This window comes from Blautia sp. HCP3S3_D9 (assembly GCF_052063845.1).
GTDB lineage: Bacteria > Bacillota > Clostridia > Lachnospirales > Lachnospiraceae > Blautia_A.
The window spans coordinates 1-15,173 of record NZ_JBQHWS010000045.1 but is presented as its reverse complement, the minus strand read 5'-3'; the positions used below and the strand labels follow the sequence as shown (position 1 = coordinate 15,173).

Annotated in this window: 18 protein-coding genes; 12 read left to right on the top strand and 6 right to left on the bottom strand. The window is 37.7% G+C overall.

Translation table 11 applies throughout. The features are described 5' to 3' along the window. Nucleotides 1-240: 240 nt before the first annotated feature. Entirely contained in the window at nt 241-750 is a 510-nt protein-coding gene (locus tag ACTNES_RS10415; protein ID WP_441039239.1) for a Uma2 family endonuclease, read from the top strand. Nucleotides 751-996: 246 nt separating this feature from the next. Here the strand turns inward: ACTNES_RS10415 and ACTNES_RS10410 are convergent, their stop codons facing one another. The 3 genes from ACTNES_RS10410 to ACTNES_RS10400 all read right to left on the bottom strand — a co-directional run bounded on the left by ACTNES_RS10410 (nt 997) and on the right by ACTNES_RS10400 (nt 5,555). Then, nucleotides 997-2,100: a hypothetical protein gene (locus ACTNES_RS10410; RefSeq protein ID WP_441039238.1), complete on the bottom strand. Its 1,104-nt coding sequence runs from the start codon at nt 2,098-2,100 to the stop codon at nt 997-999. Between the two features lie 2,240 nt (nt 2,101-4,340). Beyond that, the gene (locus ACTNES_RS10405) at nt 4,341-5,192 is read right to left on the bottom strand and encodes an ArdC family protein (protein ID WP_441039237.1); all 852 of its coding nucleotides are present in this window, start codon (nt 5,190-5,192) and stop codon (nt 4,341-4,343) included. Between the two features lie 180 nt (nt 5,193-5,372). After that, nucleotides 5,373-5,555 (bottom strand): hypothetical protein, encoded by a 183-nt coding sequence (locus ACTNES_RS10400; protein ID WP_441039236.1) that lies wholly within the window; start codon nt 5,553-5,555, stop codon nt 5,373-5,375. A 345-nt stretch (nt 5,556-5,900) separates the two neighbouring features. Here ACTNES_RS10400 and ACTNES_RS10395 point away from each other — a divergent pair, with 345 nt between their 5' ends. From ACTNES_RS10395 to ACTNES_RS10350, 10 genes are all read left to right on the top strand, one after another. Beyond that, on the top strand, nt 5,901-6,179 hold the full coding sequence (locus ACTNES_RS10395) for a hypothetical protein (RefSeq protein ID WP_026649232.1): 279 nt from the start codon (nt 5,901-5,903) through the stop codon (nt 6,177-6,179). A gap of 45 nt (nt 6,180-6,224) precedes the next feature. Next, complete coding sequence (locus tag ACTNES_RS10390; protein ID WP_441039235.1) at nt 6,225-6,413, top strand: hypothetical protein; 189 nt, start codon at nt 6,225-6,227, stop codon at nt 6,411-6,413. 258 nt (nt 6,414-6,671) lie between these two features. After that, a complete protein-coding gene (locus ACTNES_RS10385; RefSeq protein WP_441039234.1) occupies nt 6,672-6,848 on the top strand; it encodes a hypothetical protein in 177 nt (58 codons plus the stop codon). Nucleotides 6,849-6,864: 16 nt separating this feature from the next. After that, entirely contained in the window at nt 6,865-7,113 is a 249-nt protein-coding gene (locus ACTNES_RS10380; protein WP_118568793.1) for a hypothetical protein, read from the top strand. Beyond that, the gene (locus tag ACTNES_RS10375; RefSeq protein ID WP_441039233.1) at nt 7,110-7,325 is read left to right on the top strand and encodes a hypothetical protein; all 216 of its coding nucleotides are present in this window, start codon (nt 7,110-7,112) and stop codon (nt 7,323-7,325) included. The genes ACTNES_RS10380 and ACTNES_RS10375 overlap by 4 nt, the downstream gene beginning before the upstream one ends. A gap of 41 nt (nt 7,326-7,366) precedes the next feature. Continuing rightward, nucleotides 7,367-7,504: a hypothetical protein gene (locus tag ACTNES_RS10370; protein ID WP_155512357.1), complete on the top strand. Its 138-nt coding sequence runs from the start codon at nt 7,367-7,369 to the stop codon at nt 7,502-7,504. Between the two features lie 27 nt (nt 7,505-7,531). Beyond that, entirely contained in the window at nt 7,532-7,723 is a 192-nt protein-coding gene (locus tag ACTNES_RS10365) for a hypothetical protein (protein WP_118568795.1), read from the top strand. Between the two features lie 4 nt (nt 7,724-7,727). After that, nucleotides 7,728-8,084, top strand: coding sequence for a hypothetical protein (locus ACTNES_RS10360; RefSeq protein WP_441039232.1), 357 nt, complete (start codon nt 7,728-7,730; stop codon nt 8,082-8,084). A gap of 91 nt (nt 8,085-8,175) precedes the next feature. Continuing rightward, on the top strand, nt 8,176-8,517 hold the full coding sequence (locus ACTNES_RS10355) for a hypothetical protein (protein ID WP_441039231.1): 342 nt from the start codon (nt 8,176-8,178) through the stop codon (nt 8,515-8,517). A 424-nt stretch (nt 8,518-8,941) separates the two neighbouring features. After that, entirely contained in the window at nt 8,942-9,634 is a 693-nt protein-coding gene (locus ACTNES_RS10350; protein WP_441039230.1) for a recombinase family protein, read from the top strand. 230 nt (nt 9,635-9,864) lie between these two features. Here ACTNES_RS10350 and ACTNES_RS10345 read toward each other — a convergent pair whose 3' ends face one another. Together ACTNES_RS10345 and ACTNES_RS10340 are read right to left on the bottom strand one after the other, a co-directional pair. Next, the gene (locus ACTNES_RS10345) at nt 9,865-10,779 is read right to left on the bottom strand and encodes a hypothetical protein (RefSeq protein WP_441039229.1); all 915 of its coding nucleotides are present in this window, start codon (nt 10,777-10,779) and stop codon (nt 9,865-9,867) included. Between the two features lie 22 nt (nt 10,780-10,801). After that, nucleotides 10,802-11,020: a hypothetical protein gene (locus ACTNES_RS10340; protein ID WP_441039228.1), complete on the bottom strand. Its 219-nt coding sequence runs from the start codon at nt 11,018-11,020 to the stop codon at nt 10,802-10,804. A gap of 633 nt (nt 11,021-11,653) precedes the next feature. Between ACTNES_RS10340 and ACTNES_RS10335 the strand changes: the two genes are divergently transcribed. Further along, nucleotides 11,654-12,232, top strand: coding sequence for a BRO-N domain-containing protein (locus tag ACTNES_RS10335; RefSeq protein ID WP_441039227.1), 579 nt, complete (start codon nt 11,654-11,656; stop codon nt 12,230-12,232). Here the strand turns inward: ACTNES_RS10335 and ACTNES_RS10330 are convergent. Beyond that, entirely contained in the window at nt 12,229-15,060 is a 2,832-nt protein-coding gene (locus ACTNES_RS10330) for a leucine-rich repeat protein (RefSeq protein WP_441039245.1), read from the bottom strand. The genes ACTNES_RS10335 and ACTNES_RS10330 overlap by 4 nt on opposite strands. Nucleotides 15,061-15,173 lie beyond the last annotated feature (113 nt).

Below are 15,173 nucleotides of genomic sequence, written 5' to 3'. Positions count from 1 at the left end.
GGAAGTTGGGACACGATCCCTTTAGACACGGAAGGTTCATCATCATAGTTGATCAGAGGGAAATAGCCTTTATAAAGCAAAGAAAAGGGATGCTTTATTAGCTATACCTGTTTATCAGCTATTCGGTACATGATACTACGATATCCATCACTCCCGGCTCTGTTTTTGAGGTAAATAAAAATCGTCAAAGCCAGTAAAATCAATAGATTTAGGCTTGACAGAATAGGAAGGTACGGCAATATGAGTAATGCACTACCAATCGAAGATTTAAGCAAAACTTACCTTGAGCATTCTATGGTTATCAATAACTTTGTTATCAAGATCGGCAGCCAGATCAAAGACAGCCTGTGTCGTGTCTTTGGCGATGGTGTTCAGTATGAATGGCGTGAAAATGATGATAAAGTAATCATTCCTGACGTATCAATCATCTGTAACCTGAGAGACCGTAAGAACATTTCTTTCACTGGCATTCCCCGCTTTGTGATGGAAGTTTTGTCCAATGCCACAGAAGAATATGATCGACATGAAAAGATGGATATTTATTGCAAGGTCGGTGTCTCTGAGTATTGGATCGTTGACTGGAGAAAAAAATCTGTAGAGATTTATCTCTTCGATTTCAAAGAAGATGGCACTGGTTATCCGTATCTTTATAAGACTGTCACAGCCCAAAACAAAGAAGATTTACAACTGGTTATGTTTCCGAATCTGAAGATAACCTTTGATGAATTGTTTGACCTTGGAGAATATTGACACTGCAAGGAGTAGGTGCTGCTGCATCTGCTCTTTTGTTTCTGATGCCTGAAATCTACGAACGTCCGGAATTTTTTCTGTCATTTTTGAGATCGAATTTCTTCCTATATAATGTGTTTCTTCTGTAAAGTTGGAAGCACCCCGCGTAATGCCAGACACGAGCATGATCTTACCGAACATCTTCCATATATAAAAATATAAAAGCAGAGCACATAGAACCACATAGATTCCATACGCCCTGCCTGCTCAGATTTCTTCTGCCGCTTTTCTTTTTTTCTTCATTTCCTCGATAAAATCATTCACATCAGGATATTGTTCTCTGACTATTTTAAATATCTCCACCACTTGACCAGAATAATCCTTTATAAGTTCTGTCTCTTTTAGTAAATCAGTCAAATAATATCCCAGCAAAATTTTCTCTTCTGGCTTCAGTTTTATTTTATATGTCTTTGCTTCCGTACATCTATTACGAACTGACTTTATAATAGATTCCACAATAACACAGAGCATCTTTTTCTGGAGTTCTTCAGTTTTCTCCCTCTCCGGTATAAACTCCTCAATTTCGGACATATCTTCAATGGTTATAAGATTGTACCTCTTTACTCCGTATTTCTCCAACTCTTCTTCAAACCAAATTTGTATCTCCAACAAAATATCGAAATAACATCCTCTCTGGATTGCCTGCAATTCTGATCCCACTCTATACTCTTGAAGTAATTCTCCCATGCGAGTCTGATATGTCTCTAACAGCTCATTATCAGGCACTGTATGTGTATCTTTACTATTTTCATGCCGTAATATTCCTTTTGGCATAACATTCTTTTTATAATGCATTTTTTTACAGATTCTTGTAACTGTATTAGATTTTGCAGCATCCATGCAGATATTCCTGAATACATACATAGCATTAAGATAATCCGGTTTATCATCTTTATTCAGTCTCACATACCTTATTCCATCTATAAGCGTATAAAGATTACGTCCTAAGAATGTAATATATATTATAGATTGAGATACATATACTTCATTCATTTGACCTCGTTGATGCCAAAAATCAAGCCAAGTACCTCGTTGTAACATACATTTAAACAGATACTCAAAATCTTCCTCTGGAAAAAGATTTTCTGCACCGTTGTTTTTACGTTTATCTACGATCACTGGCTCTTTAAGTTGTTTCGTGAAGATATAACTCTTTTTTGATTTATGTGTTTTCTTATTTTCTGGATGAAAAAATTCATATGATGACTCAATCTCTTTGATCTGTTTTATTTTCTGATTACCTGTAGATTCTTTCCATCCAAGTACACTACAAATTTCTTTGTATGTGTACTCTTTGTTTAACTCCAACATGATTTATCTCCTTTTTTGTCTTGTTTATTTCCTGATATGCGCAAGCAAGCTTGCTTTCTCTGCTCTTCGCTTCGCTCATCGGCAGATAGTAATTGTCCGAAAGTCCATATACTATAAGCAATTTTTATCATATTTTTCCAAAATTGTCAACTTCAAATCCCTATATATAGTTATTATATTTATATAGGGATTTGATTCGGACAAATTTGGAATTAATTCAGAATTTTTCCTTGCAGATAAATATTTTTGAATGAGCGCAGCGAATGAAAAGAAAGGGCTTGCGTAGCAAGACCGCATATCAGGAAATAAATCTGACAAACTTGTACGTAACTTTTTCATACTATAAAAGAAATCTGTATATACTCTCTGCACATACACTCATACAATTATTACAAGTGGTTTAGTCATTTCTCCATATGAAAGTTTTGCTACCATTCATTTTCCAGTTGACTTTTGGAACATCTTTATGAATACCAGGCAAGTGTCACTGTTTTGACGAGTCCTTGTGTGATTCTGATGCAGGACTGCATCAACCAGTGTCGTGATTCCTGACGGTGATTCAAACTCGAGGGCATTTTGTCGTTGAGTTTTTGATCGAACGATTTATTCGATCAGCTTTAAAGATTGCTCAGTCACTGAAATGGTGATCGAGTCTGTCAAAGCAGCAATTCAGAAGATAAAACCAGTACCCTGATTCAGGGGAGTGGTTCTCATTTTAGAATATTTTGTTTTAATGAAAGTTTTCTCGTTCTCATGATTTCTAAGGTCGTGTTTTCCGACTTTAGAGCACATTCCCATTTTGAGAATCTGTCACTTTTTTGCATATTGCACTTTCATTTTGCATATGCTATAATGCCAGTAGGCAAAAAGAAATAGCAAGTCCATGTAGACAAAAAGAATGACGCCCTCAGTAGTGCGAATACTGGGGGCTTCTTCTTGTTTATTTATAGCGGACAAGTAACCGCTAGGCTAGTGTTGCCCTACTTGTCGCCGTCTAACCATTTGCAAACATAATAGGCGGCTATGCTTGCCATAAAGGAGACAAGAAAAGAAATAGCAAGATTCTCCATATAGACTTCACCTCCTCCCGTTGCCGGGTATCGGTTGGACAACGCTGTAAGTATATCACAGAATATATGTTCTATCAATAATATATGGGGTTTTGTTGAATGTAACGGCATTTATTTTTCCAGTGAGTATAAAAGTATACCACATACAGCAAATACCAGAAACAACAAGCCCTTTCTATGTTGAAAGTACCCCCGGTACCTGTCCCACCCTCTCCCCGGTGCCCTGCTCTTATGCTCCTGCTGCTGTGTAATCTGTTATGTCCTCCTGCTCCAGATCATACACAAACGCTTTTCAAGCTGTATCTCTCAGTAAATAAAATGTTTCCTGTCCTGCTGCCCGTCCCGGTGGAACCTATAAAAGAATTGCAAACCTTCCCCAGTAAAGAAATGTAACAGACTTCAGGCAGCAGCCACATAAGCATATAGAAACGATTTTATACAAGGCTCTGCCGTTTCTGTTGATCTGATGTTTATCTCCCAGTGGATTAAGGCTCACAAGTTCCAGTTATCTGGTGCTGCCATTCATGCAGAAAATTACCAGTGTTCACCTGTATAATATTGCATTATCTTCATTTTTTGTTGTGCTTACTGATATTATTTATCCATGGCTGTATAGTGCGTTGTACGGTTCATACAGCAATCTTAACCTCGTCTGGCTAAGTTCTCCGGGTAGCTCTGTAGCGTGGCTCCTAGCGTCGCTGAGTGCGTTTTACGCCCATCTAAGCACCTGTCGACAGCCCTGTTGAGTCCTCTGTCCGGTGCCTGTAACATAGTTCCGGTCATAGCTCTGTTGCGCTGTTCCTGTTGGCTTTATTCCTGCTGATAATTCTCTTCTGGTATCAGCTTCATACTTACTTCAGATATCTGTTTTCAGAGCTTTACACGCCTGATTCTGTTAGCGTTACACTTCCAGATTCTCACACTATCCTGCATAATCTTGTGTTGTGCTTTCACTTCTCTGTTGCTGTTCTATGCCCTGCTGCTTCCTACTCTGTAGGTATCACGTTTACAAACATAGTAACTACAATCTTGTTTGTTATTCCTTCTACACTGCTGTCAAACTGCTTCAGATCATAACGCCTGCAACAGCATCTTGCAGACTCTAAACCGGAACCAACTACGGATATCAGCGCACAAAAAAAGAAGCGGTGTCTCTCGACCGCTCCTGTATTACTCGCCTATTATGTAGTTGACTGCTTTCTCTGCTTTGCTGCTTGCTGATACTATAAACTTATTATCACTCTTCAGGACTTTCAACCAACTCTGAATATATGCAGCGGAGTTTCTGAAAGTCTTTATTGTTTCAATTCCTAACAGATTCATAAGAGATGCACTGCCAATCTCTGCAACAAGTTCTTCTTTGCTGTATGTCTCACTTCCGAACGCTGCATCTGCTCCGGTATGTAATCTGTCAAGTCTGCTCTTATGTCCGGTGCTGTGTGTCAGTTCATGGAATGTCGTGCTGTAATATTCATTGATGTGCTTATACTGTTCTTTCATCGGAACTACAACTCTGTCACGGGATGGACTGTAAAACGCTTCATTACTTGCGCATTCCTCGAATGTGATGTGCTCACGTTCTACATACTCTGTGATAATCTTGTCTGCTGCTTCTATCGGTTCCACTTCTGCGAATGGTAACGCCAGAGGTTTAACACCATCAACCTGTGAGATGTGAAAGACGTTGTAATATCTCAGCATTGGGATTTTCCTGACTTCTTTTTCTCCGGTATCTTCGTTTGTTTCTTCTTTTTCTAATATCTTCCAGAAGACTACAAACTCTGATTTCTCACCTTTACGGATGTGACCGCCCAAATCTGTCCACTGTTTAAATGTAGCATATTCTCCGGTGTGCTGTAAAAGCATCTGATTAATAATACTGTATGGTTTCTTGCTGATCCGGTTATATGCTCCTGATCTAACTCCTGTCCAAGGTTTCTCCCATGGAATGTTACCTTTTTCAAGTTCTGCGATAATTCTTGATGTTACCATTTCATATACATTTGCTTTTGCTGCTGCCATAGTTCTTAACCTCCATAAAACTTTTTATTTGTTATTTCGTTTGTTCTGTTGCTTTATGAGGTTATTATATAACGATATCGTTATATGTTTCAAGACGTAATTCTACACAAATATAACACGATATCGTGTAGCATATTTTGTGCATTATTTATAACGATATCGTGTTATTTCTATTAAACATTATTTATTCAATTTTTCTTGTACTGCTTCAACAATAAAACTATTCACACTTTTAGCACCTGAAGCAGTAATTTTTTCTTTCGTTCCTTTTGGGAATCTCACAAGAACTTTATCATAGTTTTCTTTCTCCCATTTTGCTGTTGCTCTCATATGAGCTTCAGAAGCCTTCTTTTTTTCTTCCATATATAATTGCCATCCCTCCCATTTACATTTTTCTTATCTATTTGTATCACGATATCATTATTTTCTCTTCTTGTCAATAATACCGATATCGTGTTATGCATATTGCACAATTTCAGTATACCGATATCGTGTTATAATTGTAAGTTATTCCATCTTGAATTAACACGATATCGTGTTATAATTGAATCATCAAATGAAACACAGCAACACAAGCAACCGGATCAGCCGAAAGCATCCACAAACTTCAAGCCATATACCTGTGAGTGAACAGTATCGTAACAATAGTCAGGAAGATGCTTAAAGGGTTGCTACTTATAAGAAATCAAATCTCAGGAGGATAAATATATGTGTAGAACAATGAACGAATTAGAAAAGGTTATTGCAGATTACAGATCACTTAAAGCAATGAAAGAACAGCTTGAAGAAGAGTTGAAAGCAGTTGAACGTGAGATTATCGGCTACATGGATGCGAACGAGAAATTGACAGAGACAGGTAATGATTTCACCGTCAAACTCTCAACCTGTGAAAGAAGAACACTTGACAGCAAACGTCTCGAAGCAGATTTAGGAAGCCTTGCAGAGTATCAGAGAATCAGCCAGTACAGAAGATTATACGTTAAATAAACTGCTTATCCTTCCGGTGGAGGTCAACCGGAGAAAGGTGAGAACATGAAACTTCAGAATTTAACATTTGAAAGAATCGAACACTATGATCCTTTAAATTTAAGAGCTAAGAAGAACGGTACAGTCTCAGAATGGGTTGCACGAAATAGTTGGGGCAATGCTGTAGCTTTTGGAAACACTAAAGCAGAATGTCTACAGGATGCTCGAAGATACATCGCAATTCAGAATAGTTAATCATCAAAGTGGTTGCAGCCACGATAAACAGGGCTTTAAGCTGCAAGCGTTGATCGCCGTACCCGGCGGTCAGGTAGTCATATGAACTATGCTGTGCTATCGGCATGACGGGCTACATAACTACTATTTTTCCTAACGTTTTAGAGGAAGAAATTTCTTCCTCTGACCCTAAGAAATTCAACGCAGTGAGATGGGGTAAAAATTCACCCCATCATAATCACTGAAAAATAAGTAACCAACAACAGGAGGACAACAACCATGAACCAGACAGACACTTTAATGACCTATGACCAGTGGTGTCAGTTATTCAAACAACGTCTTAAAAAGGCTATCAAGCGTAAAGTATATCGCTTTCTCTACGGTGCTGCGCTGTTTCTGATTCTGACAGTTCCTCCCATAGCAATGATAATCCACTGGATCATAGTCGGATATTGAGAAAGAAGGTGAACTCTTGGACATATTACAAACACTTTTCAGCTTATGGACTGGCAACAGATGCACGCCAGATCAGAAATACTCTGTTACTGAAGCTATTAAAAAACACGTTCCTGAAGATCAGCAGGAGCAATTCACTTCTCTACTATCTGAATACTGCGAAAAACTTGAACGTCAGGCATTTGATGTTGGCTTTAAAACAGCAGTACAGCTCTGGCAGCAGCTCGACAATACAGAAGAAATTTACGGAGGTATCACAAAATGAAAGAAGCTATTATTTATCTGCTCTTTGACAACTGGTGTAACAGTGAGCACGAACTGGAAGTAAAAGAAGCTATGGACAAAGCTATTCAGGATCCTACTGAAGATACAATCTTTCAGCTCTCTTCTATTACAGAAGCCACTGCATTTAAAGCAGGTGTCAGAGAATGCCTGAAAATGTTCCGGGAATTACTTGTAGACAATCCCGAAAAATGATTCATAACTGTTCTATCGGCTATACGGGAGGAAAGAGGATTATGCACAAACCAAAGAAGCAACAACCTATAGTCAACTATCCACTTTACAAAGGTGCTGCAATCCGTATCTTTGCAGAGAATCCGGGTAACTGGGAAGCTTTTAAGCGTCTGGTCAGTACTGCTGCCAGACACCGATAACATACACATTCAAAGGAGGATTTTATCATGATGAACATGGAAGTAAACATTGCAGTAAATATTCAGGCAACAAGAAAATTTTATAAGGTAATCGTTATCTCTGTAGGACTTTGTGAGTCAGAAATTGTTAATGAAAGACACTTTGCAGACCGTACCAGTGCTGCTGCATATGCCGAGACATTACCTGCTGGACTTGTCTCTCTTCTGCTGGAGGTGTAACAGTATGAGCTGGATGAAATACAACAAAGAAACCAGACAGATTGACCTGCTTCCATACATTTCAGAATTGTCAGACTTTCAAGCTATTGTCATGGAGGAACATGCATGGAGTGTTATCTGCAAGAGATCAGTTTCAGCAGCTCCGGGAAAAGCAAAAGGCAGAAAGACAAAGTTCCTTGCAAATCTCTTTGAATTGCTGAAAGCACAGGACGAAACACACCCGATCATGGAACACGCTTATGATTATGTGCTACATATTGAACTTTCCGCAGACGAAACCAACGCAATTATCAGTCTGCAACGTAAAGCAACCTATGAATTTGTTTTTCGGAATGAGATTATTCCTCTTTCCGGGAAGTAAATCAGGAAATAATCATGGAAATTCCAAGGGAGTAAATTTTCACTCCCTTGGGATCTGGTAATTTATACATACAATCAGGAGGAGTCAAAACATGAGCTGGAAACACTACAATACAGAAACTGAAACACTTGAGATCAGCGGATATCTGCCAACGGAACTGGAAAGATTCCATACAGTCGTAATGAATGAAGACACATGGTACAAGCAGATTCGCAGACCCGGTAATAATTATGCAGTACGCGTAAACAGATTCCTTGACGGACTTCTGGCAATCCTGAAGTCATGGGAAGAAAAAGAACCTTGTCTGATTTATCCATACCTGTATATTCTTCATGTCAATCTTACGGAAGATAAAAAGACAGCTCTTGTCAGCTTACAGCGAACTCATGGTTATGAGTTTGTCTTCAAAGATATCTCAATTCCATTTGAATAACCTTCTCTTCTGCTGCTGGATGTAATAATCAATCTGGCAGCAGGATTTCAAATATGATATTTCAATTTTTCTGAAAGGAATCCAAAAACTATGTCAAAAGAATTTCATATAATGAAACAATTAACAATTGAAAAAAGTAACTGCTGGAAAAAAGAACTCGTACATCTGATGCATGACTTTTATATTCCCAACAGAGTAATCGACCGGATCATTCTCTCTGTCGAACACCGGATCAAGCCAAACACTTCCTGCAATGAAGCATATCAACGTGGTTGGGTTAGGTTCAAAGAATATCTGCTTAAACAGTAGTAAATCTGACGTACCAGTCAAAAAATAGTAAAACTACTGCTTCTTGTAACATTTCAACGGAATTTTAAAGGTGTAATTCTAAGGAGCGTCAGAATTACACCAGAAAGGCATAACAATGAACAGATATTTCGGTTACTGTCGAATCAGTACGCCAAAGCAAAGTATAGACCGACAGGTTAGAAACATTCTTGCTGCATATCCGCAGGCAGAGATCATCAAAGAAGTATATACCGGAAGAAAATTCCAAGGACGTAAAGAGTTTGACCGACTCATGCGCAAGATCACTTCCGGCGATACCATTATCTTTGATTCTGTCAGTCGAATGTCCCGTGATGCTGAAGAGGGATTCATCATGTATGAAGAGCTTTACCACAAGGGAATCAACCTTATTTTCCTGAAAGAACCACATATTAGTACTGAAACATATAAAAAAGCTCTGCAAGGCGGTATTCCTGCTACCGGAACAGACATTGACTGTATTCTGAAAGGAATAAACAAGTATCTTCTGCTGCTTGCCAAAGAACAGATCAGGCTTGCATTCGAGCAGTCAGAGAAAGAAGTCTATGATTTACGTCAAAGAACCCGGGAAGGCATCCAGACCGCCCGACTTGCCGGGAAGCAGATCGGACAAATTCAGGGACAGAAACTCATTACCAAGAAATCAATCGTTGCAAAAGAAATCATTCAGAAGCACAACAAAGCTTTTGGCGGCTCTCTGAATGATGCTGAAACTATCCGACAAACGGGTATATCAAAGAAGACATTCTACAAGTATAAAAAAGAGCTGCTGTCTTCCCAAAGTTTATAATATCATTTGTGGTTCGCGAACACACTCCCGATACTTTGAGTTCCAAAATATATTTGATAATCGTTATGCAATAACAGTCTTTTTATTATGATACGTATATATCGTATTTTAAAATTTGTCACTAAACAATTTGCTTATATTTTCAGGCTTACATGACCATTGTGAAATACTTTTTTAAACGGTATCGTTTATGAATATAATAGTTCTGATATCAAATTGGTATTACCAACTCATCCTAATCCCCACTGACCATGCAACTTATTCAACAACGCCATCTGCTTCGTAGTATCTTTTCCAGCATTTGAATCTGGATGAAACTTCTTCGCCAATACCCTATAAAATTGTTTGAGGATTACTTTTTCCTCATCTGTGTAGTTATCATTTACGTAATTATAGTAACTACTATTTTCATCACTGCTCTGGTAGTTATCAGATTCACCGTTCTGGTAACTACCACTGCCTGAATGATTTTTTTGAAACTGATTCCAGTTGTACTCATGGAACCACTCTTCAAATTTCTTCTGCCGTTCTTTCTCTTCTCGCCTTCGCTCTTTGTATTCTTTTTGAATCTGTTTCAACATTGCGGGATTTCTCAATTTTCCAAACACATCATAGCAGTAATCATACCTATCATCATTATCCTCCAACATATATTCTATGTTGAACTGACGTTTCTTGCGTTCATATTCCAAAACAATTTTTAAATTTCTTCTATACGTCTGGCTCTCTTCTGTCTGCTGAAATTCTTCTTGTAGTTCAAGTTCCAATGGTCTGATCTTACTTTCAACAGCTTTATAAATTTCTTCTTCTGATACTCCCAGTATAGCAGCTACTTTCTCAATCTTCTCTGCACCCCAGTTATATGTATCAAACTCTCCTGTTGCAAGATCATAATACTTCACTGTGAATAATACAAATTCTTTCTTCCTTGGTTTTCCATCCCTGTCACGATAGCTCTGATGTACAGATACTTTATATGATTTCTTTACTGGACGTTCAAAGCATTCATCACTGTAAGCATAACCCCATTTTATCTGCTTTGTACCGTCTTCAGCCTGAACACTTTCCTGCATTACTTCTAAATGTTTGGGATACCCCTGCGGATTCTCTCTTTTAGTTGCAAGCTTCTGTATAACACAAAACATCTTTGATCCTCTCTTTTTTATATTAACCTACCATATCAATAATCTCACCACCCAGCGTCTTATAACCTTGCTTGTATTTATATTCCCGAAATTTCTGTATTTTGTCGCATTTCGGACAATATATATCTTTAATATGTCCATTCTTTCTCTGCCTTCCGTGGTTTCTAGGAAGCGGAAAATTTAAACCACATTCAGGGCATATAAAATTTGAAATCGTTCTTATTTTTTTCTTATCGTACATTGTTCTCACTCCTTTCATATCTGTTTATTTGCATTATTAACTGAATATTCAAACAATTTTTAAATGTAAAAAAATAGACACACCATCTCCAGTGTATCATTAAACACATCCTCGCAAAGACTTCACAGTAATCGGAACTACTGCACTTTTTTGATCTTCTCTATGGTTCGATTTTACGTTTGAATTAAACGGACGTTCTACAGGGAGATACGCCACTGCATCTTTCCACAGGGGATAAGACAACTTAATTCTTTATAATAAAATCTACAGTTGTAACGGACACATATCTCAACTAAACAATCAAACAAACTATTATATAATTCCGATGCAGTCTCGTAAGACTTACATAACATTTACTATTGCAAGTGACCGTAAGCACATCTTGTCTGTTGTTCATTTTAAATATATATTTATCCAAGGAGTAATATAACACACTATCTGAAGCTTGTCAAATTTTTATTTCAGACCAGTGTCGTGTTTTCCGACAGTGGTTATGTTTTGTTCAGATTGTTATGGTGAACAAAACGTTCACCGTTAAAAATCCTTTTATTCTGTTTGAACACTTACACAACCAACACAAAACCAGCATCCAAATTTGAAGATGTACCAGAAGAAGTCCTTACAGATCCAACAATGAGAACAGCACTTGGAATGGATCCTATCCCAGGGATGAATACTCCGGTGGATGCAGCTGATGATATTTGCAGTTTCGTAAATGAACATGGTGGTCTTAATTTGAAGGCAACTCCGGTAAATAACAAAGAATCACTTACTGTAATTAATGAACAGGAAGTATTAGGAAGACATTTTAGAATTTTCGGGACTGTAGAAAACCCTTTGTTCCTTGCTAAAGATGTAGCAGAATGGATTGAACATAGCAATGTGACGGAAATGCTTAGAGGCGTCGACGATGACGAAAAGCTGACCTCAACAATTCTTAGGGCAGGTCAAAACAGGCAGGTAAACATGCTTACTGAAGATGGACTTTATGAAGTTCTGATGCAGTCCAGAAAACCAATCGCCAAACAGTTCAAAAAAGAGGTCAAGAAAATCCTCAAATCCATCCGCAAGAATGGTGCTTACATCCGTAATCAGGAAAATATGACGCCAGCCGAGATCGTGGCTCGTGGTCTTATTGCAGCTCAGAAGATTATTAAAGAAAGGCTAGATCATTCGACCCAGCCCCTCTCTGCTGTTACATGTTCATATTAGAATTTTGTAAATTTTGTCTTAGAATAAATATTGCTTGCCTTAATCAGTTTCTTATATCTGGTGTACACTTTCTTCGGCAATTTCAATGTGACTGACTTATTAACTGCCAGACCTTTCTTGCCGACATATTCCAGAACAGAACCATTAATCTTTAAAACTTTAATGGATGTACACTGATAAAATGCTTTAGCCCCAATCTTTCTTATGCTTGACGGTAATGTCACATTTTCAAGATTCGGACACTGAGTAAATGCACAAGTATTAATTATCGCAACTCTCTTTCCGAACTTAACAGTTTCCAGACCTGAACACTGATAGAACGCGTATTTACCAACATTTACAACATTATTACCAATAGTTACATTTACAATGTCTTCGTTTCTGTAGAATGCCTTATCCTGAATAGCGGTCACTTTGTAGACTTTTCCACCAATTGTAACGCTTGATGGAATAACCAGTGTATCTGTAACTTTTGCAAGTCCTGTTACAGTTACTTCTTTTGTTCCTGTAAGCTTATAATTCAGATCACCAACGGAATAAATATCTCCGATCTGAGGTGTTCCAATCTTTGTAGTAACTACATCAGAATCTGCTCCCTGATATTTCTTACCTTCCAGTGAACGAACTGCCACTACTTTGTAAGAATATTGTGTTCCCGGCACAGCCTTACTGTCTGTCCAAAGAACTTTTGTGGTTTTTGCTACCTGTGTGTACTCTGTTTCTCCATCTGCTTTACGATATACCAGATAATAACTTGTATACTCTGTCTCGTCCCATGATAAAGCAATAGATTTCTTATCTGCTTCAGCTACCAGACTTGTAACTTTTGCAGGCTTGATTACCGTCCATACTGCATTGACTGTAATATTTGCAGTAATCTTTGAAAAGTCTTTATCCCATGAAAGTTTGTAACCATTTCTAGTGATGAATGGATATTCTGCTGCATCACCGGATTTTACTTTTTCTGTCTTAACTACTTCACCACGATCTTTGAAAGTAACGGTATACTTCGTTGACTCTGACGGAGTTACAATAATAGTTGTACCACCACCGCTGCTGCCGCTGTCTTTCTTTGTCCATACCGCATTGATTACCATATCTTCTGTAATGTTAGTGTAATCAGTGTCCCATGAGAGTGTGTAACCTGCTTTAGCATCTAATGTTGGTGGTGTTGCGTTCTGTCCTTCTGTTACATATTCTGTTTTCTTAGTACGTCCATTCTCTTTGAAGACTACCTTGTAATCTGCTGACACAAACTTAATAGTATTAGCTTTTGCATATGCTTCTGCTGCGCTATCCCTGAATCCATAAATAGTGAGATTTCGACAATTTGCAAAAACATCTGAACCAATATATGTAACCGATCTTGGAATTGAAATTTTAATTAAATCTGTGCATCCATAAAACGCTTGTAGATTAATTTCAGTAACACCTTCTGGCACTGTAAATTCTTTTAAATTTGTATATACAAATGCGCCATCGGGTATACTTGTTGCATTTTTAGGCCAATTCATTGCAGAAATGCCAGTATTACTAAACGCACTTCTCTCGACCAACCTTACCTTTTCTGGTAAATCAATATTCATCAAATTATTACAATCGAAAAATGCCCCTTCCCCAATTTCCAACAAACCATTAGGAAGTTTTACATCCTTTAAATTTTCAAAACTTCCAAGAAGATAATTTCCTATTCGAGTTATCGCCCCACCATCTTCTTTAAAAATTACATGTTTAATTTTTCTTTTATCAATACCGTTCCCCCACCATATATCTTCTGCATCTCCAATGTCCATATCGTCCGTATCATATATTGTCCCATTACCAGAGAAAATTATCGTATCATCCTCTATATAAGCTGTGATATTATCACCAAATTTAATTGTGCTAGCTATTAACCGAGGACGTTCTGATGAAATCGGCTGAAACATTACCGTACCATAATTACTCTCATCACTTTCACTGACAATACATACATAAATATCAACCTCATCCTCTGGAAGATCAGCAACTTTTGCTGTTACAGTTGTATTTGCTTCAATCAGAGTTCCTGCCTGAGTTATGTCAATCTTAGGAGCATTTTCACCACGTTTTACTTTTTCGATATAGTAAGTACCTTTTATATTAGATTGGAATTTAAGTTCAACGCTATTATGATCCAGCCATTTCATTCCCTGCCTAGTAATTTCTATATTTTCTTTGATATCTTCATACTTTACAGACTGACAACGTTTACAAGTATGTTCAAGTACTGTTTTTCCATCTTTTGTAACAATCTTTCCATCATCCCACTGATGTCCTAAAGCAGGTTCAATAATTAGTAGTGTATCTATATTATTTCTACACTCTTTGTCAGAAAATCCTTTTCCGCCACAACTATTGCAACTCCAATATCCTCCATACCCCGGGCTTGTACAAGTTGCAGCTTTGGAGTTATGATATACGCTAAAATGCACCTTTTCTGTTAAAGTAGCTTCACGTTTTACTTTATAATTCACTCCATCAATTTTATCCCAATCACTCTTTAATCCTGGATAATGAATGTCTGATAATACTAAAAGAGCATCTCCCCCAATCCATTTAATAAACGCTTTTTTTCCAACTTTCGTTAAAGTTTTTGGGAAAAATATGTGACGTAACTCTTTACAATTATAAAACGCTTCATCTCCTATAGTACTCAAATTGTCTGACATATCGACTTCATTTAACAATGCACAATCTTTAAATGCACTATTTCCTATTTCTGTTACACTATCTGATAAATTTACTTTTTTTAGTAAAGAGCAACCTTGAAATGCATACCAACCAATTTCTGTCACCTGTTCTGGAATGTTTATAATGTACCCATAACAGTGGACACGCGAATTAGTGTAGTACCCGTTTTACGGACACCCACACAAGACATGCCCCTGTTCTTAGACACTGTTCCCATGTGAACCCTTTT